The organism is Megasphaera hominis, assembly GCF_014269395.1.
In the GTDB taxonomy this organism is placed as follows: Bacteria; Bacillota; Negativicutes; order Veillonellales; family Megasphaeraceae; genus Megasphaera; species Megasphaera hominis.
In genome coordinates, this window is record NZ_JACOGK010000041.1 from 1 (window position 1) to 20,624 (window position 20,624).

21 protein-coding genes, 1 pseudogene and 1 riboswitch are annotated in these 20,624 nt (G+C 52.4%); of the genes and pseudogenes, 3 read left to right on the forward strand and 19 right to left on the reverse strand.

Annotated features, from left to right (window positions below; all coding sequences use genetic code 11):
• Positions 1-103, forward strand: a 103-nt coding sequence (locus tag H8J70_RS11045; RefSeq protein WP_186503584.1) for an IS3 family transposase, incomplete at its 5' end; no start/stop codon positions are given.
• A 414-nt stretch (positions 104-517) separates the two neighbouring features.
• Here the strand turns inward: H8J70_RS11045 and H8J70_RS11050 are convergent.
• From H8J70_RS11050 to H8J70_RS11060, 3 genes are all read right to left on the reverse strand, one after another.
• A complete protein-coding gene (locus tag H8J70_RS11050) occupies positions 518-880 on the reverse strand; it encodes a DUF6198 family protein (RefSeq protein ID WP_186504350.1) in 363 nt (120 codons plus the stop codon).
• A gap of 105 nt (positions 881-985) precedes the next feature.
• On the reverse strand, positions 986-1,195 hold the full coding sequence (locus H8J70_RS11055) for a hypothetical protein (RefSeq protein ID WP_186504368.1): 210 nt from the start codon (positions 1,193-1,195) through the stop codon (positions 986-988).
• A gap of 60 nt (positions 1,196-1,255) precedes the next feature.
• On the reverse strand, positions 1,256-2,734 hold the full coding sequence (locus tag H8J70_RS11060) for a putative sulfate exporter family transporter (RefSeq protein WP_186504351.1): 1,479 nt from the start codon (positions 2,732-2,734) through the stop codon (positions 1,256-1,258).
• A gap of 94 nt (positions 2,735-2,828) precedes the next feature.
• Positions 2,829-2,935: riboswitch (SAM riboswitch) on the reverse strand.
• A 624-nt stretch (positions 2,936-3,559) separates the two neighbouring features.
• Between H8J70_RS11060 and H8J70_RS11065 the strand changes: the two genes are divergently transcribed.
• Entirely contained in the window at positions 3,560-3,703 is a 144-nt protein-coding gene (locus H8J70_RS11065; RefSeq protein WP_186504352.1) for a hypothetical protein, read from the forward strand.
• A 676-nt stretch (positions 3,704-4,379) separates the two neighbouring features.
• Here the strand turns inward: H8J70_RS11065 and rplS are convergent.
• The 4 genes from rplS to glyQ form a co-directional block, all read right to left on the reverse strand.
• Positions 4,380-4,721 carry a 50S ribosomal protein L19 gene (gene rplS, locus H8J70_RS11070; RefSeq protein ID WP_186504353.1) on the reverse strand — a complete coding sequence of 114 codons (342 nt, stop codon included), beginning with the start codon at positions 4,719-4,721 and terminating at the stop codon, positions 4,380-4,382.
• Positions 4,722-4,870: 149 nt separating this feature from the next.
• Positions 4,871-5,437 carry a hypothetical protein gene (locus H8J70_RS11075; protein ID WP_186504354.1) on the reverse strand — a complete coding sequence of 189 codons (567 nt, stop codon included), beginning with the start codon at positions 5,435-5,437 and terminating at the stop codon, positions 4,871-4,873.
• A gap of 166 nt (positions 5,438-5,603) precedes the next feature.
• Positions 5,604-7,652, reverse strand: a complete 2,049-nt coding sequence (gene glyS, locus H8J70_RS11080) for a glycine--tRNA ligase subunit beta (protein ID WP_186504355.1) — start codon at positions 7,650-7,652, stop codon at positions 5,604-5,606.
• On the reverse strand, positions 7,649-8,527 hold the full coding sequence (gene glyQ / locus H8J70_RS11085) for a glycine--tRNA ligase subunit alpha (RefSeq protein WP_186504356.1): 879 nt from the start codon (positions 8,525-8,527) through the stop codon (positions 7,649-7,651). Before glyQ ends, glyS begins: the two co-directional genes overlap by 4 nt.
• A gap of 929 nt (positions 8,528-9,456) precedes the next feature.
• Here glyQ and H8J70_RS11090 point away from each other — a divergent pair.
• The gene (locus H8J70_RS11090) at positions 9,457-10,620 is read left to right on the forward strand and encodes a TAT (twin-arginine translocation) pathway signal sequence (protein WP_186504357.1); all 1,164 of its coding nucleotides are present in this window, start codon (positions 9,457-9,459) and stop codon (positions 10,618-10,620) included.
• A 140-nt stretch (positions 10,621-10,760) separates the two neighbouring features.
• Here H8J70_RS11090 and H8J70_RS11095 read toward each other — a convergent pair whose 3' ends face one another.
• The 12 genes and pseudogenes from H8J70_RS11095 to H8J70_RS11150 form a co-directional block, all read right to left on the reverse strand.
• Positions 10,761-11,294 (reverse strand): flavodoxin family protein, encoded by a 534-nt coding sequence (locus tag H8J70_RS11095; protein ID WP_186504358.1) that lies wholly within the window; start codon positions 11,292-11,294, stop codon positions 10,761-10,763.
• 89 nt (positions 11,295-11,383) lie between these two features.
• Positions 11,384-12,361: a P1 family peptidase gene (locus tag H8J70_RS11100; RefSeq protein ID WP_186504359.1), complete on the reverse strand. Its 978-nt coding sequence runs from the start codon at positions 12,359-12,361 to the stop codon at positions 11,384-11,386.
• Positions 12,362-12,892, reverse strand: coding sequence for a dCTP deaminase (gene dcd / locus H8J70_RS11105; RefSeq protein ID WP_186504360.1), 531 nt, complete (start codon positions 12,890-12,892; stop codon positions 12,362-12,364).
• A 240-nt stretch (positions 12,893-13,132) separates the two neighbouring features.
• On the reverse strand, positions 13,133-13,723 hold the full coding sequence (locus H8J70_RS12735) for a sugar O-acetyltransferase (RefSeq protein WP_186504361.1): 591 nt from the start codon (positions 13,721-13,723) through the stop codon (positions 13,133-13,135).
• A gap of 98 nt (positions 13,724-13,821) precedes the next feature.
• Complete coding sequence (locus H8J70_RS11115; protein WP_186504362.1) at positions 13,822-14,385, reverse strand: flavin reductase family protein; 564 nt, start codon at positions 14,383-14,385, stop codon at positions 13,822-13,824.
• Between the two features lie 18 nt (positions 14,386-14,403).
• Entirely contained in the window at positions 14,404-14,751 is a 348-nt protein-coding gene (locus tag H8J70_RS11120; protein ID WP_186504363.1) for a single-stranded DNA-binding protein, read from the reverse strand.
• 166 nt (positions 14,752-14,917) lie between these two features.
• On the reverse strand, positions 14,918-15,802 hold the full coding sequence (locus H8J70_RS11125; RefSeq protein WP_186504364.1) for an ATP-binding cassette domain-containing protein: 885 nt from the start codon (positions 15,800-15,802) through the stop codon (positions 14,918-14,920).
• 3 nt (positions 15,803-15,805) lie between these two features.
• On the reverse strand, positions 15,806-16,819 hold the full coding sequence (locus tag H8J70_RS11130; RefSeq protein WP_186504365.1) for an ABC transporter ATP-binding protein: 1,014 nt from the start codon (positions 16,817-16,819) through the stop codon (positions 15,806-15,808).
• Between the two features lie 83 nt (positions 16,820-16,902).
• Positions 16,903-18,453: pseudogene (locus H8J70_RS11135) on the reverse strand (ABC transporter substrate-binding protein).
• 37 nt (positions 18,454-18,490) lie between these two features.
• Complete coding sequence (locus tag H8J70_RS11140) at positions 18,491-19,390, reverse strand: ABC transporter permease (protein ID WP_186504366.1); 900 nt, start codon at positions 19,388-19,390, stop codon at positions 18,491-18,493.
• Positions 19,360-20,376 (reverse strand): ABC transporter permease, encoded by a 1,017-nt coding sequence (locus H8J70_RS11145; RefSeq protein WP_186504367.1) that lies wholly within the window; start codon positions 20,374-20,376, stop codon positions 19,360-19,362. Before H8J70_RS11145 ends, H8J70_RS11140 begins: the two co-directional genes overlap by 31 nt.
• Before the next feature lie 145 nt (positions 20,377-20,521).
• Positions 20,522-20,624, reverse strand: a 103-nt coding sequence (locus H8J70_RS11150) for an IS3 family transposase (protein WP_186503584.1), incomplete at its 5' end; no start/stop codon positions are given.

Below are 20,624 nucleotides of genomic sequence, written 5' to 3' on the forward strand. Positions count from 1 at the left end.
TAGATATCTTCATTGGTATAACGAAGATCGGATTAAGATGTCTTTGGGTGGCATGAGCCCGATACAGTATAGAATAAGTTTAGGCTTATTGCCTACAAAGTGAGGACGGTCCAAAAAAACGTCTGCACCCCCCTTAGAATGCAGTTCATAGAAAGAGGCCGGCGGACTTCCATATTTTTCTTGCACGTGCTGTTGGTTTACTTCCCGTTCGTATGCTTACGTAGCACGTCTTCCCAGATTTAGCAAGGTTGGGTATGGTGTGTTTCCAGCCTGTTTATAGTCCCTGTTTTCGCTTTTAGGACCTATACACAGATAAAATTAAGAAGTTGTCTTTGCCTGCGAACGCAAGTGGGTACTAGTTTCGTTCGCCTTTGTGAATCTCTAGTGTGGGGGCACTAGGATACTAGTTCGTCAAAGACGGCTTCTTGTTCTCTTATTATAGCATAGGTTTTCTTCCTATTATTAAAATTAGATTATAATTCTATTAAATTTTTCACAAATTTTCCTGCTATTTGTTTTACTGATACGCCTTTTTCGGCAGGACAACCTGTTCCCAGTGAGTAAATAGGCCATGATATACGCAAATGATATAGCCTACGAGGAAGGCTGCTGCGATGGTGCCTTCGCGAACGCCGTTCAGTTTTCCCATGGTGACCAGGCACAGGACGGCCGATATGGCGGTCATGGATACATCTACTGTGATTTTCACTTTATCATAGTGCTGGTGCAGGACATAGGCTACAGCCCGGTTGAAGGCATCGCCTGGAAGCATGGCTACGTCGCCGACGAGTTCTAAGTAGACGCCTAGGGCAAGGACGAAGCAGCCGCCTATGAGGAAGGCGAATTCGTGAAAGTATGTCGGCAGCTGTACGGTACTCACGAGGGTGCGAGAGAAGAAAAAAGAGCCGGCAGCACGAGCTTCCCCCGAAACTCATGCTGCTGGCTCTTCTGTTGTTGCTTATTTTTTCCGGGTCCCGGAAGAAGCTTAGATTACTTCAAAGGCCAGGATAAATGCGGCCATGAGGACGATGCCCAGGCCAAAGGAGTATGCGCAAAGTTTCTTTTCAATGGGCTGCAAGGGAAAGTATTCGTCTTCGTCCAGGTCCATTTCTGCGCGGTTCCGTTCTACGCTGATTTCGTTATTTTGATGTTTATAATAATATTCGTCTGCTGTTGCTAAGCGTTCTGCTACCATGTGTAATTCCCCCTCTGAAATGTACGATATGTTGATACTACGAAATGTGTCCCCTCTTGCTTAAACTGTTGGCGGTACGATGCCGTGATAGAAGATCCAGGAAATGATGAGGCCGACCCAGATGATGAAGCCTACGAGCGCAATGGCATAGACGCCGACGACGCGGCCCAGGCCTGCATGCCAGAGCTTGCGTACGTTGGTGACGAGGCCAATGGAGAAAAAGCAAAGGCCGAAGAAGATGCTGCGCAGGAGGTTGGCCTGGCCGGCGCCTTCTTTAGCTGCAGAGACGATGTCCGGGAAGACATAGCCTGCGGCAAACATGAGGACCAAGGCGGCAACGAAGCCGATGATGAATTTCGGGAAGCGTTCCCAAATTTCCTGTTTCGATACGTGTGCACTACCGCCCTGAGCCGTGCGGCTGTTGAGATGGTAGACAGACCAGACGACGGCGAGGATGAAGGACCAGACGCCGATGAAGACATCGATGAAGACCTTTGATGTTGTCGTGGCCATGAGGATCCAGCCTTCCTGGTAGTTCACGCCGTATTGCTGCAGGGCTGCGTTACGGATCAGTGTATCCGCAATGGCACCGGAGGCGACGGCACCACCATCACTCTTGACGACCAGGCCGAGCCACGAGCCGGCTACCATAGGTTCTCCGGAAAGGAAGAAGGCTGCCGCAAAGGGCAGGACCAAAAGCTCTACGGCGACGAAAACGATAATGACGGAAGCCAGGATGGTCGGTACGATTTGCCGGGCCCGGATCGCACTGCCTGTAGCAATGGCTGCTGCAACGCCGCAGATGGAAATGCCTGAGGCCATAGGTGCTGCCCATTCAGGCGTAAAGTGGAAGAACTTACGGGCAATGAAGTAGACCACAGGCCAGTAAATGAGATAGGCTTCGACGACGGCGCACATGCCGCGGATGATGACCGTGCTGGCCAGGCTCATGGCACTGATGGTCTGGATGCCGATGTTCATGCCAAGGATGACGATGCCAGTCTTGATGTACCATTCTGGCTTGGCGGCGTCCGAAAGGAACCGGGAAATCTTAGGAAAGAAGTTGCCAATAATAAGTCCGGCTAAGAGAGCCACGACGAAGCCCAGTTCGCCCAGGCTCAAGGACCAGGGAATCTGGAAGGCTTCACGCTTGTTCGGCGTAGCGGCTAAGTAGGCGTAGTTGCCAATAATGTTGGAAATAATAGTAATCCAGTAAATGACGGTCAGGCCGAGGGCAAATTTCTTCACCTTTGTCCCCATGAAGTAGGCCCCAATGGTCGTAACGGCTAAGACGAAAAGGTAGGCTGCCACTACGGAGCCCAGTCCGCCGAGCCAGGCAAATTCCCCCGAATTGGCCTTGACGGCTTGAAGCGGATTGATCCAGACGCCAAAGGATGGCACCCAGCCTAATACATTAATACCTAAAATCTGGCTGGAGCCGAGTACGGATATGAATAACCCGAGCCACACGGCCCACCAATCTTCACTGCTTAAGAGGCTGGAACGATGCGCAGCCTCTGTATATGTCCCCTGTGCCATATACGAAAACACCCCTATCTTTTTGTGATTGTTTGTACAAAAAAAGCGCACTACCCAGACAGATAGTACGCGCATATGCCATGCACTTAACCCCTACTCATCTGTCAGGTATTAGATCCTGCTGGAATTGGCACCTTCCTGCCCTCACAGGAGGTTGCCGCAGCGTCATAAGGCCAGTCCTTCAGCTGCTCTGGATGATTTGTGTGCGATTCAGTTTTGATACGGTTCTTGTTGTATCAGCACACTAGGAGCTACAACAACACATGATGTAATTTTTTACGTAAGTCATGATCAATACCCCTCTTCTGCCCCTCAGCAGAATTTTCTTTTTGAATTGGTGAAGCAAACATTGCAATGTTTACGGTTATGGTACACTATGCTTTGCGTCTTGTCAAGAGGGATTTTAGAATAAAGTTCTAAAAACTGAAACTTTTTTCACGTACTTCACAAAGGCCCGTAATCAGGCTTTTTTATGATTTTCACTTTAGGAATAAACGCATTTAGCTTTCTGCAACGATACAGGTATGGTTGTACAAATTTCCATCATGTCCGTGTGGAATATACATGTTTTTCCCTATATGAAGAAGAAAAAAAACGCCCTCGTAACGCATGGTGTCGTTGTAATTCCATGATTTTGTTGCCCTTGCCACACGAAGAAATACCTTGCAGTTTCCGTTATTTCTAAAGGAATTGCCCTGACATGACACGAGCGATGAGCTGCAGCATTTAACAGGCAGGAAGATTATCTGCGTATATTGCAGGAAAAGGCCATTTTCCAGCGCAGTTGGATAAGGACCAGTCCGGGTACAAGGCGGTTTGGGTGTTATGAAGGGCTGGCGTGAAAGGTTTTTGGGAGCTCAGTGGGCTGATGGGTGTGAGGAATTTTTATTTTGCTTATGGAAAAAAAGCAAAGCGAGAAAAGATTTTTTTGATCTGCTGAAAATACAAAAAGAGCCTATGCAGCAGTAGCTTTCTCCAAAGCCACCATACTGCATAGACTCCTTTTCTACGGTTTTTCCTATAGAGGTGCCTCTACCACAGTATCTTCCACTGAAGATGCTAGGTAGTTCAGTTCCTCATGTGTATTGTATCAATTTTGTTTTTGGATTGCAAGAGATGTGGATGTTATGGGTGCTCCGGTTTTCAGTCGATTAGTGATTAATTAACGTTATGGTTGTACCATCGGCTCCGGGTTTGAAATTCTTTCAGGATTGGAGTAGTGACGGCGTAACACGCACACGGGATTGGCTCCGAGTTTGAAATTCTTTCAAGCTCGGAGTAGTGACGGCGTAACGCCCGCACGGGATTGGCTTAATGCGTGAAATTCTTTCACGCATTAAGTAGTGACGGCGTAACGCCCGCACGGGGGCGTTACGCTTCTTCTCTCTACGTTATGGTTGTACCGTTGGCTCCAAGATTGAATGCTTCAATCTTGGAGTAGTTAGGCCGTAACGCCCACACGGGATTGGCTCCATGCGTGAATTTCTTTCACGCATGGAGTAGTGACGGCGTAACACGCACACGGGCGTGTTACGCCTCTATCGTCACCTTCGGTGACACTTCCCCCCCGGGGAAAGCTGGGAAAGCGAAACAGGAGCCCTTTTGGGCTCCTGTTTTCTTGTTCTTGTAATAGGAAGTTCTGTTATTACCGACGTTCGCGGATACGGGCAGCTTTGCCTGTAAGGCCGCGCAGGTAATTCAGTTTTGCACGGCGAACAATGCCGCGGCGCGATACTTCGATTTTAGCCAGACGCGGGGAGTGTACCAGGAAGGTACGTTCTACGCCTACACCGTAGGAAATACGACGTACTGTGAAGGTTTCGCGGACACCGCCGTTGTGACGGCCGATAACGACGCCTTCAAATACCTGGATACGTTCGCGGTTACCTTCGACGACCTTTACGTGTACCTTTACGGTATCGCCAGGGCGGAAGTCGGGGATGTCGTTGCGAAGCTGTTCATTTTCGAGTACGCTGATAATGTTCATTGTTTTTTTCCTCCTCATAGGCATTCGTGCCCCGTCGGTATCAACTACACACCGATCGTCGGCTGGACAGAGGACTGCCTGAATTAACAATAGTATTATACTACGCTGGGAAGGCTTTTGCAAGCTCTTTTTTTATAACTTTTTTGTGCTTAGATGACGGCGCCACTGGGTGTGAAGCTTTGGCTCATGTGGAAAATGTCTTTCTGGTATTTCTTGGCGTTTTTAGCCGGGCAGACGAAGGAAAAGGCTACGTACGTGTTGGTGTCCGGTACGAGGTAGAGTTCTTTGTAGAAGTACTTGTCGTCTTTGGTCCACGAAATGGTGTAGTGGTTGCCGGTCTTCTGGTTGATGGTGAGTTTTGGCGAGCCGTTGATGCCTACGTCCATGTTGTACAGTTCGTCCAGGGTGAAGTTCATCTGGTTTTTGACGGCGTACGTCGAGACGACGATTTTGTCGTTCAGGTTCTGGAAATAGCAGCCATCTCCGCCTTCGTTGACGTCGGCCTTGTTGACGTATGTCGGGATGTCCAAGGCGTAGTGATAGGTGTCATTGATATAGCGGTAGTAGTTCATGTCCAGAGCCTGGTAGACCAGGACTTTATCGTAGCTTTCTTCGTTAGAGCTGTTCAGCAAACCGTAGGGAGTGTTGGCAGCAAAGGCTGTGGAAGATACGACGGCCAGTCCGGCCAGGAGAAGGGCCAATTTTTTACATTTCATTTGTAGAAATCTCCTTTCCTACTCTCTTTTTGCACTAGGTTCAGATAAAAATAGATGCAGGCGTAGTTCCTGCACCTATTTTTATCCTATTATAGCATATTTGAACGTAGTCTGTCAGGGATCGGTGGCAAGTGACACAGAACTGTTACATTGCGCCGCTGGCAGGTTAGTTCAGTTTTTTGATATCTCCAATGGGACGGATGAGGTCGAAGGTCCGTGTGAGGAGGTTCATGCGGTTTTCTTTGACAGCCGGGTTTTCGTGCATGACGAGAACGTTGTCGAGGAAGTTGTTGATGGCTGGTACGCCTTTGGACAGTTCCTGAATAGCACCGGTAATGTCATAGACGGCATAGTGCTGGTGTACTGTGTTTTCCAGGGCGGTTACAGCGGCATAGAGGGCTTTTTCTTCTTCTGTTTCAAAGAGGTTCGGGTCTACGTCGGTGTCTTCAGCGTCTTTGATCATGTTGCCTACGCGCGTGAAGGCCTGGAGCAGGTCTTCCTGGCTGCGGATGTCGGCAGCGATGAGGGCATCAGCCCGTTTGGCTGCTTCAGCGGCGTTGAGCGTGTCCGAAGCGAGGACGCAGTCGATAATATGGTAATCCATGTCTTCGTCCTGGAAGATGTTTTTCAGACGAAGCGTGAAGTAGTCTGTGAGCTGGTCGATGACCGTGGCGCGTTTGGCTGCTTCTGTATCGAGGAGGCTCAGGATGTAGGCGAATACTTCCTGCAGGTTCAGGTTCCAGCCGGCTTCCATGAGGATGTGCAGGCAGCCGATAGTCTGACGGCGCAGGGCGAAGGGATCCTGCGAGCCCGTCGGGATGAGGCCCAGGCTGAAGGAGCCTGTAATCGTATCGAGCTTGTCGGCCAGGCCGAGGATTTTGCCAAGGGTCGTCTGTGGCAGGTCGTCACCGGCAAAACGCGGCAGGTACTGTTCGTAAATGGCTGTAGCGATTTCCGGTTTTTCGCCGTCAATCTTGGCGTATTCACAGCCCATGACGCCTTGGAGTTCCGTGAATTCGGCAACCATCTGGGTCAAGAGGTCCGTCTTAGCCAGGGCGGAGACGCGTTTCAGGTCTTCGTCTTCTACGCCGAGGTCGAGCTTGTGATTAAGGAATACGGTAATAGCCGACAGGCGTTCTGCTTTGTCTTTAAGCGTGCCGAGGCCATCCTGGAAGACAATGCGCTGCAGGTCGCCGACGCGGTCGCTGAGTTTCTTTTTCTTATCTTCTTCAAAGAAGAATTTGGCATCGTCCAAACGGGCGCGGAGTACGCGTTCGTTGCCGTGCTGTACCGTTTCCAGATGATAGTCGTCGCCGTTGCGGACCGTGAGGAAGAGGTTCATAAGGTTACCATCTTTGTCGTGCATGGGGAAATAGCGCTGATGGTCTTTCATCGGCGTAATGATGGCAGCTTCCGGGAGCTGGAGGAATTCTTTATCGAATTCGCCGCACAGGGCTGTCGGATATTCGACGAGGAAGATGACTTCTTCCAGGAGGTCTTCGTCCATCATGATAGTGCCGCCTTTTTCGTCAGCTAAGCGCTGGAAGCCGGCGAGAATCATCTGTTTCCGTTCTTCCGGATCGACGATGAGGAAATGGTCCCGTGCTGTGTCTACATAGGCAGCCATAGAGGGGATTTCGAAATCGCCCGTACCGAGGAAACGGTGGCCACGGCTGATCTTGCCGCTCTGGACGTTGGCAATGGAGAACGGAATGACGTCTGTGCCAAAGAGGGCGACGAGCCAGCGCAGGGGGCGTACAAAGTGAACCGTCTGAGAGCCCCAGATCATGCTCTTCGGGAAGCTCAGGGACAGGATGATGTCTTTCAGGATATCCGGCAGGAGACCGGCTGTTTCGGCGCCGATGGTCGTAACGTTGGCATAGACGTAGCCATCTTCTACGACGAGATCTTCGACGGCGATTTTCTGGCCGCGGGCAAAGCCCATAGCAGCCTTGGTCGGTTTGCCTTCAGCGTCGAAAGCGATCTTGACGGAAGGTCCTTTATTTTTAGCCGATACGTCGGCCTGTTTTTCCGCTACGCCGGCAACGAGGAGGGCAATACGGCGCGGTGTGCCGAGGGAGCGGATGGATGTATAGGTAATATTGGCGGCATCCAGTTTCTTTGCAGCCAGGTCTTTTACTTGGCTGAGAATGGATGGCATATAATGGGCAGGGATTTCTTCCGTGCCGATTTCCAGCAATATGTCTTTACTCATTTGTTTTCCTCCTTCAGCATTGGGAATCCTAATTTTTCGCGCTGTTCAAGGTAAGCGCGGGCGCAGGCACGGGACAGGTTGCGGACGCGGCCGATGAAGGCGGCACGTTCGCTAACGCTGATGGCGCCGCGGGCGTCGAGCAGGTTGAAGGTGTGCGAGCATTTGAGGGCATAGTCATAGGCCGGCAGTACGAAGCCGGCTTCGATAGTGCGCATGGCTTCGGCTTCATAGAGGTCGAAGAGGTGGAACAGGAGCTTGGCGTCGCTGACTTCGAAGGCGTAGGAAGACTGTTCAAATTCGTTCTGATGGAAAATGTCGCCGTAGGTTACGCCGTCGGTCCATTCGAGGTCATAGACGTTGTCTACGCCCTGGATGTACATGGCCAGACGTTCCATGCCGTACGTGATTTCCGAGGAAACGGGATGGACGTCGATGCCGCCGACCTGCTGGAAGTAGGTGAACTGAGTGACTTCCATGCCGTCGAGCCAGACTTCCCAGCCCAGGCCCCAGGCGCCGAGGGTCGGCGATTCCCAGTTATCTTCTACGAAACGGATGTCGTGTTCTTTTAAATTGATGCCCAGTACTTCGAGGCTCTGCAGGTAGAGTTCCTGGATGTTATCCGGGCTCGGTTTGCAGATGACCTGGAACTGATGGTGCTGATAGAGACGGTTCGGGTTGTCGCCATAGCGGCCGTCAGCAGGACGACGGGACGGTTCGACATAGGCTACGTGCCACGGTTCCGGGCCCAGGGTACGAAGGAAGGTGGCCGGGTTCATCGTGCCGGCACCTTTTTCTACATCATACGGTTCCTGTATGATGCAGCCCTGGGAGGACCAAAACTTCTTCAAAGCGAAGCTCATTTGCTGAAAATTCATGGATTATTCCCTCCTAATAATAAAAAAAGCCCCTGTAACATCGTAGTGATGTTACAGGGACGAGTAAACACCCGCGGTTCCACCCTGATTGGCCCAAAGGGCCCGCTCAGTTCAGGCGGCCATACGCACCCAAAGGGGCTTCCTGCCGCAGCCTCAGGAAGGCCTTCGGCAACCGTTGGCAGGCTTGCACTATCCCTGTCTCGCTGCATGGTGGCTGTCTACTCTTTTCCGTCATGGGCTTTGTTTCATGCCGTTAATGGTATCACAAGATTGGGAGACTGTCAATAAATTCACGCGGTGATGAAGACTTTGACTAATGGATTGAGAGTTCTGTAATTATGTTGTTATACGGCGCAACGCCCGCACAGGATTGGCTCCAGGATTGAATTTCTTTAATCCTGGAGTAGTTACGGCGCAACGCCCGCACGGGGATCGGCTCCAGGATTGAATTCTTCAATCCTGGAGTAGTTACGGCGCAACGCCCGCACGGGGATCGGCTCCAGGATTGAATTCTTCAATCCTGGAGTAGTTACGGCGCAACGCCCGCACGGGGATTGGCTCCAGGATTGAATTCTTCAATCCTGGAGTAGTTACGGCGCAACGCCCGCACGGGATTGGCTCAATGATTGAATTCTTCAATCATTAAGTAGTGACGGCGCAACGCCCGCACAGGGATTGGCTCAATGATTGAATTCTTCAATCATTGAGTAGTGACGGCGCAACGCCCGCACAGGGGCGTTGCGTCTCTATCGAGCGCTTCGCGCCCACTTTCCCCCCAGGGAAAGCTTGGGGAAAGCTTTTCAAAGTTCTTACAGTCTTTGCACTTTTGTTATACATTTCTCCCTTATACTTGAGGCAAATGAAAGATGTGCTTACAGGTGCATGACCTGTGTTGGCATGTTCTCTCAACTTATAAGGAGGATTCTAATATGGATGAACATAACGGGGTTTCACGGCGTGGCTTTTTGAAGTTGGCAGCAGGGTCTGCTTTGGGGGCGGCTATTTTATCGGTTCCCGCTTTATCTTTGGCCAGTGAGTTGACTGGTGGTGCAACGACGGTGAAACGGAAGCTTGTTCCGGTGACGTTGAAGGGGTTGCCTCGTGATGCGATGGCAGCGGCAAAGGCTTCGACGCTGGTATATGATTCCTTCTCTTCGATTATTTCTATAAGCCAGAAAATTTCTGACGCTAGCTTGCGCAGTGCTGTGTTGAAGCTGCTCAACGATCCGACGCCGACGTTTATGGCCAATTACCCTGGCCAGAGTGCTATTTCCCGGCTTTACAGCCAGCTGGCCAGTGCCGGTCTGATCGATACGTCTAAGATTGATGTAGCCCATCTCCTGCCGCCGTATAACGGCAGCGTCCAGCCCTTTCGCACGGCGCCTGGCAGCGGCTACGGCAGCCATCACTCCTATCCCGGTGGCTTGGCTACGCACGTGGGCGTCAATATGCACATTACGTCGTATATTTGCGATACGTATAAAGAAGTCTTCGGCTACGATGTCCACCGCGATGTGGCCCTGGCTGGCCAGGCCATGCACGATATCTGTAAGCCTTTCGTCTTTCAGTGGCAGCCGGACGGAGCCTCCCTGAAGGAATACACCATTGCCGGCCAAGGTGCGCATCACGTCATTTCCTTGGCCGAAACGATTTACCGCGGCTTCCCGCCTGAAGTTGTCGTAGCCCAGGCCTGTGCCCACGGTGCGCCGTCGTCGCCGAAGGAAGAAGAAGCAGTCGTCGGCTGGCTCCGCGCCGCTGCTATGATGGCACAAAAGGATCCTGTCGATTACGGCCTCATTAACGGCATGGGCGGTCTTCCGGCACCGCATCACCAGGAAGGCTACATCGTCCACCTGGGTGACCACGACTGGGTTCTCTCTGTACCGGCAGCCCAGAAATCGGTCGTCCTCTTGAAAACCATTGCCCGCGAAAAATACGGCATGTCCGAAAGCGACCTCAACGGTGCCCTCTTCAACCATTTCCGCAACTACGTAGGAGCCCAGCTTTCCTTCATGTTCCTCAACTTCCTCGAAGCTGAACCGAGCGGCATGGAACAGGCCTACAGCCAGGTACGCCGTGTCATCACGCAGTAAACTGCGCCATCTCACGGCTTCCTATACATATCCTCTCCTCTTGCACACAGGAGGGCCTCATCTCTCATCTTTTCTCTCTCGCACGTCAAAAAGCCATCGTCCTTCTCCCGTGACGATGGCTTTTTGGCGTGTTTTTTTTCTTAGAGGCTGGCGCCGAGGGCGCGGGCTTTTTCCATAAATGCGCTGTGCCGCGTCATAGACGGCGTACCGCAGCCGGTGCCGAGGATAGCTCCTTTATCGTCAAAATGACAGTATTTGACGAGTGTCTTATAGTGCAGGGACAGGGCTTCAAAGGTCCAGGCATCACTATTCCAGGCGACAGCCAGAAGGGCCGATTTCATATGCTTGGCATGGAGGCTGCTGTTGAAGGAACAGAAGCGGTCGATGACGACCTTCAGCTGGGCTGACATGCCGAAATAGTACAAGGGCGTGGCAAAGACGATCATATCCGAGCTGAGAATGGCCGCTTTGATGCCATCCATGGAATCGTGCAGTATACAGGGTCCTTCGTAGCCGCAGGCGACGCAGCCTGTGCAGGGCTGGACGTTGGCGTGGGCTACGTCGATAACCTGTACGTCGTGACCTTTAGACTGGGCGCCTTCCGTAAAGGCTTCGGTCAGTAAATGGGTCGAGCCGTTGACATTCGGGCTCGCCATGAGAACAACGATTTTCATGAAACTTCCTCCTTCGGGGTATAACAAACCGGGCCTGGGCGGCTGTTGGGACAAGATACCGCAGGCCCGGTGAAATAGCCTATATAAACTTAGAGATCCTGACAAGACGGGACGCCGTAGGCGCCTTTAGCCGACTGAACGGCGCGGCGGACGGCTTCTTCCATGACATAGGCAGCGAGGGTGCCTGTCGTGTTGATTTCGGCGTTGACAGTGCCTACGCTGAGGGCGTAAAGGGAATCACCATCGGCCATGGTGTTGACAGGGCGGATGGAACGGGCAATACCGTTGCCTGCAAAGGCAGCGAGCTTACCGAGCTGTGCCTTGTCGAAACGGCCGTTGGTAATGATGGCACCGATAGTCGTATTGGTTACGGCTGCTGCGGCGCGCTGGGAAAAGAGCGTATCTGTCTGGCCGTATTCGTCGAGGAGGACGCGGCGCGTGTCGGCAAAGCCCTGGCCGTCTTTGGCGCGCATGCCGGCCAGAATCTGGCCGTCGCCACTGATAACGTCGCCTAAGGCGTTGACGGCTACGACGGCGCCTACCTTGATATCCCCTGCCTGGGCGGCAAAGATACCGAGGCCCGATTTCATCATATAGTCGGCGCCACAGGCCTTCCCTACGGTAGCGCCTGTACCGGCTCCGTAGTTGCCCGGCTGGACGTCGTTCGTTTCGGCAGCCACACAGGCGGCGTAGCCTAAGGCCGCATCAGGACGGACGTTGCTGCCACAGCCTAAGTCGTAAATGCATGAGGCGACGACGAGGGGCACCTTGCAAATGCGCGTGTCGAAGCCAATATCGTGTTCTTCCAGGTAACGCATGACACCGCCGGCGGCATCGAGACCGTAAGCGCTGCCACCGCTGAGGAGGACGGCATGAATCCGGTCGGCTGCTGCCCGCGGGTTGAGGAGCTCCGATTCCCGGCTGGCCGGACCGCCACCACGTACATCGAGGCCGCAAGGAGCGCCGTCAGGACATATGATGACTGTACAGCCTGTGCCGGCCGCTTCGTTTTGGCTGTTACCGATGGAAAAGCCACCAATATCTGTCAATTTAATTTCTTGAAGCACTTATTTCACCTTCTTCTGAAAGTCCTGCCAGAGCATACTCGGCTGGATGCCTGTGTTGTTCTGGTATTTACCACCGTGGTACGTATCGTATTCTCCGTCAATATCATGATAATAAATCTGGCAAATTTCGACATCCGGGTAAATGCGGATCGGCTGGACGCAGAAGATTTCCAGTGTCCAGTAGCCGGCAAAGCCGACGTCACCAAAGCCAGCCGTGACGTGGATGAAGACGCCTAAGCGGCCAACAGACGAACGGCCTTCAAGCATAGGGATGTAGCTTTCCGTTTTCGTGTATTCATTGGTCCGGCCCAAATAGAGCTTGTTAGGCTGCAGGACGTAACCGCTCTTGGGGATATAAATGGTCGAAGCCGGGTTGGGCTTGGCCATGTCGAGCTCGTGATTATCGTAGACCATAAGCTGGTTGTGTAAGGACAGGTTATAGCTGTTGGGATTCACCCGGTCAGGATGAAAGGGCGTAATGATGATTTCTTTACCTAAATGTTTGACAATTTCCTTGCCGGACAAGATCATGATAGTTCCTCTCTCTTCGTACGCGCCTGGGGGACGCAGTGGTATCGTTTTTATAATTTTACATGATATATTATACTCTAGAGAGGAACAGGCGTGCAAGTCTGGGGGGATTCCCGTGTTGTCCGTTGCTCTTGATGCTGTTTCTACATCAAGAACATTCTTCCTACATCATTTGCAGGCAATATGATGTAGGAAGAATATTTTAAAAAAAGAACCTTTCGCAGGTTCTTTTTTTGTGTCTTATCCTCTGTCGAAGCAGGTTTTTTTGTCGGCTTCTGTAATGGGCCGGATGACCTTGCAGGGGTTGCCTACAGCGACGCTGTTGTCGGGGATGTCCTTGACGACAACGCTGCCGGCGCCGATGACGACGTTGCTGCCGATGGTGACGCCTGGGAGGACGTGGACGGCGGCGCCGATCCAGACGTTGCTGCCGACGGTGATGGCATAGGCGTATTCCAGGCCGGCATTACGTCTTTCGTAGTCGACGGGATGGCCGGCTGTGTAAAAGCCGCAATTGGGTGCAATGAAGACGTTGTCGCCAAAGGTGACGGGAGCGCCGTCCAGGATGACCGTGTTGTGGTTGGCGAAGAAATTGTCACCTACGTGGATATTGTAGCCATAGTCGCACCAGAAAGGCGCCATAATAGCACAGTTTTTTCCCTTACTACCCAGGAGCTTTTCCAGGATAGCGGCCTGCTTTTCCGTTTCTGATGGGCGGAGGGAATTGAAATCGTAGCAAAGATCCTTGGCCTGCGTCCGTTCGGCCACGAGAGCTGCATCATTATTGGCATCGTAAAGCTGGCCATGTTGCATTTTTTCTTTTTCTGTCATGGTGTACTCCTCTAGTTAGTCATGGTATATAGTAGAATATCACAGTTGAAAGGCCGTACAGCCCTATTGTTTTCTAGGCCGATACTGCCGGTTTCGGCTTAACGCAGTGCCATTCCGTCGTGGTAGGCTTGTCCTACTTTTTCTCCTAAGGAGAGGTAAATTTTGTTCATCCAATCAAAGGCCAGGGGATGGAATTTGTCAAAGGAGACCTTGCCGTCTTCTCCTAGAATTCGTTCATCCAAGCTGACGTTGACGATTTCGCCTACGAGGCGCCACGTTTCCGGGTCGTAGCTTTTGACACGGCATTCGACAGCAAAGGGGAGCTCGTCGATAAGGGGTGCATCGACAAACTCTGATTTCGTCGTATGAAAGCCTGTCTTGGCAAATTTATCTTCTACTCTGCTCCCAGGTGTGATGCCTAAGTAGTCGCAGGCGGCTTCGTGTTCAACGTCGGCCATACTGACGATGAAGGCACCCTTAGCAAGAATGCCTTTTAGAGTGTGACGCTGGGCAGCGACGGTGATAGAGATTTCTTTTTCATGACTGATGCCGCCCCAGACAGCGAGCATAGCGCAAGGTTCTTCCTTAGCATCGTAGGCCGAGAGCATGAGCACCGGCAAGGGCATGATGTACGGTTTGGCACCGATATTGATTCTGGACATGGTAGTTCCTCTCTTTCTTCACTTTCTTCTATACCACATGACGTGGGAGCTGTCTTTGCCAATAGCTTCGACGTTTTGAATGATTCCTTTGTGGACGCGGTTCAGGTAGGTCCGGCCCAAGCTGAGCTTAATGCCTCTAGGCATAGTCCATTCCACGCCGAAGAGGGATTTAATGTCGAATTTCGTCCCCTGTGGCAGGGCTTCTACCTTATCTAAAAGCTGCTTATAGTATTCGTAGAATGTATCCTTTTCGAGAACCATGCTCTTGATATAGCACGGCACAGTCAGCCCCTGTGCGTCGGCATTTTCTTTGAGCGATTTGTATTCATCCGGCGTGAGCAAGAGTTGTACGTTGATTTTGTCCATAAGCAGGCCTCCTTTCTGATTATTAATATATATCAGAGTATATCATATGTCAATTACTGAAATATATTAATAAGCAGAGGGCTTCGTATCAGAGCAAGCAAATACGCCGTACGCATCCGCGTACGGCGAGTGAGAAAAGAGAAAATGCAGTTGCCGCGTACCGCGACTAGGCTTTGCTTTGTTTTCTGACGAAGTGGCCCGGCCCGGTTTCTACGAGTTCCCCGTCCAGGTCGTACTCGTCCCGGCTATAGGCAGGCACGATTTTTTGTCGTTCGTAAATTGGGTCCGGCCGCAGGATGGAGGCCAGGAGCTGGCGCGTGTAGGCATTGCCAGGATGGTTAAAAATGGCCTCTGTCGGGCCGATTTCGACGAGCTTGCCTGCGTACATGACGGCGACGCGCTGGCTGATGTGGCGGACGACGGCCAGGTCATGGGCAATGAAGAGCATGGAAAAGTGCTGTTCTGCCTGCAGGTCCTTGAGGAGGTTGATGATTTGCGCCTGAATGGATACGTCCAGGGCGGCAATCGGTTCGTCGGCGATCATCAGCCTGGGGGCCACAGCGAGGCAGCGGGCAATAGCAATGCGCTGCCGCTGGCCGCCGGAAAGATCAGCCGGATACATGGCACCGTAGCGATCGTCCAGGCCGACGCGGTGCAACAGGCGCGTAAGGAGCGCGTCTTCTCCGCCCTGATGGCCGTGGGTCAGGCGCAGGCCTTCACGGATACTGTCGGCACCGGTCATACGCGGGTTTAGGGCGCCGTCAGAGTCCTGGAATATCATGTGCAGGTCTTTGGCCAGCTTCTTTTGCCAGGGCTGGCGCAAGGCCGCTGTGGAAATGTTCTGGCCGGCAAAAAGCAGCTCACCACTTGTTGCCTCGTGCAGGCCCATAATGGTCCGAGCCAAGGTCGATTTGCCACAGCCTGATTCCCCAATGAGGCCCAATGTTTCCCCGTCAGCAATGGTCAGGGAAACATCATCGACAGCTTTGAGTACATGTCCTCCATCCAGCCGAAAATATTGACACAAGTGACGTAATTCAAGTAATGCCATACTCTAGCCTCTCTTCTGCAGCCATGCCGGCTGTGGTATTTTCGGTGCCCGCGGATCCAAAAGCCATGTAGCCGCCTCGTGGGTTGGCGAAACAGAGAAAAATGGCGGGGCTGTTTCATAGTCGATGGCCAGGGCATAAGGATTGCGTGCCGCGAAGGCATCACCTGCTGGCGGCGGTGCCAAATAGGGCGGCATGCCGGGAATAGCTTGAAGCCGCTCGCCCGGTCCGACAGCTGACGGCAGGGCCTGCAGGAGACCCCACGTGTAGGGATGCCGGGCGTCGTAGAATATCTCGTCGGCTGTACCGATTTCGACGATTTTTCCGGCATACATGATGGCGACGCGGTCGGCCAGGCGGGCTACGACACCCAAATCATGGGTAATGAAAAGGATCGACAGGCCCATGACGTCGCGCAGGTGTTTGAGCAAATCGAGGATCTGCATCTGCACGGTCACATCGAGGGCCGTCGTCGGTTCATCAGCCAGGAGGATGTCCGGTGACGCCGCCAGGGCAATGGCCAGGGCGCAGCGCTGGCGCTGACCGCCGGAAAAGGCCTGGGGCAGCATGTGCAGGCGATGTTCCCCATCAGAAATGCCGACGAGGTGTAAGAGCTCTACAGCCCGTTCATCCGCTTCTTGACGGCTCAGCTTTTCTTTACGGATTAAGGCCTCGCGGAGCTGTGCGCCCATCGTCATAGACGGGTTGAGTGTCGTCAGCGGGTTTTGAAAGACCATGGCAATGGTTTTGCCGCGCAGGGCCTGCATTTGTGTATCTGTATACGCTGTAATGTCCGTATCATGAACCGTAATGGTGCCTGATGTAATGGCGGCATAGGCCGGCAGGAGCTTTACGAGGGAGCGGCACAGAACCGATTTGCCACAGCCTGATTCACCGGCCAGGGCGAGTATTTCCCCTTTCTTCAGGGCCAGCGACACGTCCCGTACGGCTTCGACGGAACCGGCTTCGGTATGAAAGGTAACAGATAAATGATCGACATGCAAGGCATATTCCCCCATAGGATGGTTCCCCTTTCTAAAATGCAGAAAGGCCGGAAGCCTCCTGCAGGAGGTTTCCGGACATATTCTGCGTGCTTTTTTGCTTACTGGATATCCCAGTCTTCAATGTTCCACATAACGCCGACGGCGTGGTGGCCGAGGATGCGTTCTGTCGAAAGGCCGGTTACTTTCTTGGCGGCGACGTAGTTACCGTCCAGGTAGGCAACCATGATGTAGGCCGGATTCTGTGCCCAGGCCTGCTGGAATTCGTTGTAATACTGTTTCCGCACAGCCGGGTCATAGGAGGCGCGGGCTGCCGCCAAGGCCCGGTCGACGGCAGGATTGCTGTAATGCGTGTAGTTGCCGCTGCCACCGGTATAGAACAGGTCGTACGTGCCGTTATCGGGATCGAAGGGAGCCGCTTCGCCGATGAGGAAGGATTCGAGGGTCTTCCAATCGAGCTTCGGTACGATGTGAACCTGCATGTCGACGCCAGCCTTCTTGAACTGGCTCGACGCGATCTGGGCGATATCGACGCGTTCCGTTTCGTATTCGCGCGTATCGACGCTAAAGGACAGCTTTTCGCCATCTTTTTCATAAATACCGTCACTGCCGAGGACCCAGCCCTTTGCTGCCATTTGCTGTTTGAAGAATTCCGGGTTGTAGTCGCGGTGGTTGACGTCTGGGTCATTATATTCGGCGTTCATCTGCAAGGGACTGTAGGCTACGGCACCCTGGCCGGTGAGGACGCTGTCGACGATGGCTTTCTTATCGAGGGCATAGCCCAGGAGGGGAATTATGTCGGCGTGTTTTTGCCAGAAGGCTGACTGGAAATTGGGGGCAATGGCGCGGTAATCGGCCGTCTTGAAATCATAGACGGTGAAATCCTTGTTGTCGCGGAAGGATTTGGCGTTCTACGCATTGAGCCAGGCCAAATCGACGCCACCGGATTTTACCTGGGCTGCTTTGGCGTTTTCATCAGGAATGATCTTAAAGATGATCTTGTCTATCTTGGGCTGTTTGCCGTAGAATTTGTCGTTCTTTTCAACCGTAATGGACTGGCCCTTATCCCAGCTGACGAACTTGTAGCGGCCTGTGCCGACTGGGTGCTGGTTGAAAGAATCGGTCATGATATTCTTGCCTTCCAAAAGGTGCTTGGGCAGGATACCGATGGTCAGATAATTGAGCATGGCTGAGTTCGGCTGGGACAATTTGATGACAACCGTTTTGTCGTCCGGCGTCGTAACCGATTCGATTTCCTTGTAATTGTCCGTAATAGATGCTTCCAAATCTTTATTGCTCGTCAGCGTATCGAGGGTAAACTTGACATCAGCCGCCGTAAAGGGCTGGCCGTCATGCCAGGTAACGCCGTCACGCAGGTGGAAGGTATAGGTCAGCGTAGCCGGATCGAATTCGTATTTCGTAGCCAGGTCCGGAATGGGATTGCCCTTGGCATCATAGGTCATAAGACCGGAAAAAATAATATCAGGCAATTCGTCGTGCGTATTCAAAATCGAATTGATCGTCGTATAATCGGCACTGGCATAGGTCAGGACCTTTTCGTTGCTCTTTGCCGAATCGCTGCCACAGCCGGCTGCTATGAGACAAAATGCAACGGCTAAGACAACTAAACAAACATACTTAAAAATTCTCATCTTCTCTCCTCCTAAAGATATGATTTCCCATAGGCCCTTAGAGATTGCTACAGCCACGATTCACCTCCCGTCGCAAGCAGTGGCCTATATGGGTAATACAAAGCAGGGTAACAACTAAAAAAATACCGGGAATAAAGATAACCCACCAGGCATTGGTGAGCAAGGCCCGGTTAGCCAACGACAGCATAGAGCCCCAGGAAATGATTTCTACGGGCAGGCCAATCCCCAAAAAGCTCAGTGTCGACTCCACCATCATGGCCGTGCCGATACTGGACACGACCATAAACATAATGGGCGACAGGAAATTAGGCAGCAAATGCTTCCAGACGATATGGAAAAAGCCTGCACCCATAGTTCGTGCTATGAGGACATAATCGCTGCCGCGGATTTGCCGGACTTCGCTGCGCACAATACGGGCCAAGTTCATCCACGACGAGACGCCGATGACCAGGGAAATGATAAAGACATCCGGCTCGTGAACAAAGGCCAGCATGAGAAGCATGAGCAAAATGGACGGAATACTGCTGATCAGCTCGGCCGTACGCATGAGGATGGAATCGGCAGCAGGCGACGCCAGACCGCTCAGGCAGCCGTAGGTAATGCCAATTGCCGTGGAAATGATCATGGCCAGGAAGCCGACGGTCAGGGAGACACGGCCGCCATACCAGATAATGGAAAAGATATCCCGTCCTAACGAGTCGGTGCCAAAGTAAAACTCGCGATTCGGCGGTGTATTCAGATGCTGGAGATAGAATTCGGCCGGATCGTGATTGGCTACGAGCGGCGCGGCAGCACACAAGACCAGGATTCCCGCCAGGATGACCATGGAAACGACCGGATAGGTGTGCCAAAAGTGCTGGAAGCGGGAATGCTTCGGAGCCGGTACAGGCGTATTTTTTCCCGGGCCTACGACTTGAAACAACGGTGATGCGTCCATGGCGAGTCTCCTTTCCCGGCTTTCATACGGCCGTCGATGTGTTCACTCAGGTTATGGGCTACAATACCTGAGGCGATGACGATCATGCCCGTAATGAGGACGATGAGCATGAGCAGATTGTAGTCGTGGTATTTGGCGCTTTCAATGGAGAGCCGGCCCAGGCCCGGATAGGAAAATACCGCTTCCACGACATAGGTGCCGCCGATGATGTGATTGACCGACACAGCCATGATGCTGATAATCGTGGGCCAGACGTTGCGCAGGCAGTGACGGCACAGGACCTGCAAACGGCTCAGGCCTTTCATTTTAGCCAAATAGACGTAATCCTGCCGGACTTCGTCGAGGAGCTTATTGCGAATCATGTAGGCGTAGTACCAGACGTGACTGGCAATCATGACCATTACGGGCAAAACCATGTGCTCTATACGGTTTACAAGATTGCCACTCTGGCCGGGGTCATAGGCGCCGCTGCCGGGCAGCCAGCCCAGGTTGACGTTGAAAACGAGGATGAGGAGCAAGCCCACCCAAAAGGCTGGCAGGTAATACAGAACCGTACCGGTCTTGCAAATGAACCGGTCGAGCCACGTATCTTCGTATAAGGTACAGCAAATGGCCAAGGCAATGGCCAGAACAAAGACGAGGATGTAGGACACTAAACCCAGAATCAGTGTATTGCCAATATAGTCAGCAATGACCTGACTGGCCGGTTCCTTGTACTTGAGGGAAATACCGAAATCACCGTGGACAGCATGATCGAGCCAAATGCCATAGCGTTCGTATACCGGCCCGTCCAGGCCCAAACGGTGGCGCGCCGCCATCTGTTCGGCTGTACTCATGCGTTCTACGCCGTCACCATAAAAGGATTGCAAGGGATCACCTGGCGCATAGGAGGCAACAAAAAAGACGACGACGGAAAGAATAGCCATGGCAATGAGGAAAATGAGGCAGTTACGCCCTATTTTTCGATACAGTTCAGAATGTTCCATAGAAGTCTGCTTCTTTCTTATTTTATTCGTGTGTATCTTGCATTTTTATCATACTTGCTTTTCGCATAACTCCACAATCCCCCATAGGGGGTAAAACCTTAGTAAATTCCCAAATTGGGGGTGCAGACGTTTTTTTGGACCGTCCTCACTTTGTAGGCAATAAGCCTAAACTTATTCTATACTGTATCGGGCTCATGCCACCCAAAGACATCTTAATCCGATCTTCGTTATACCAATGAAGATATCTA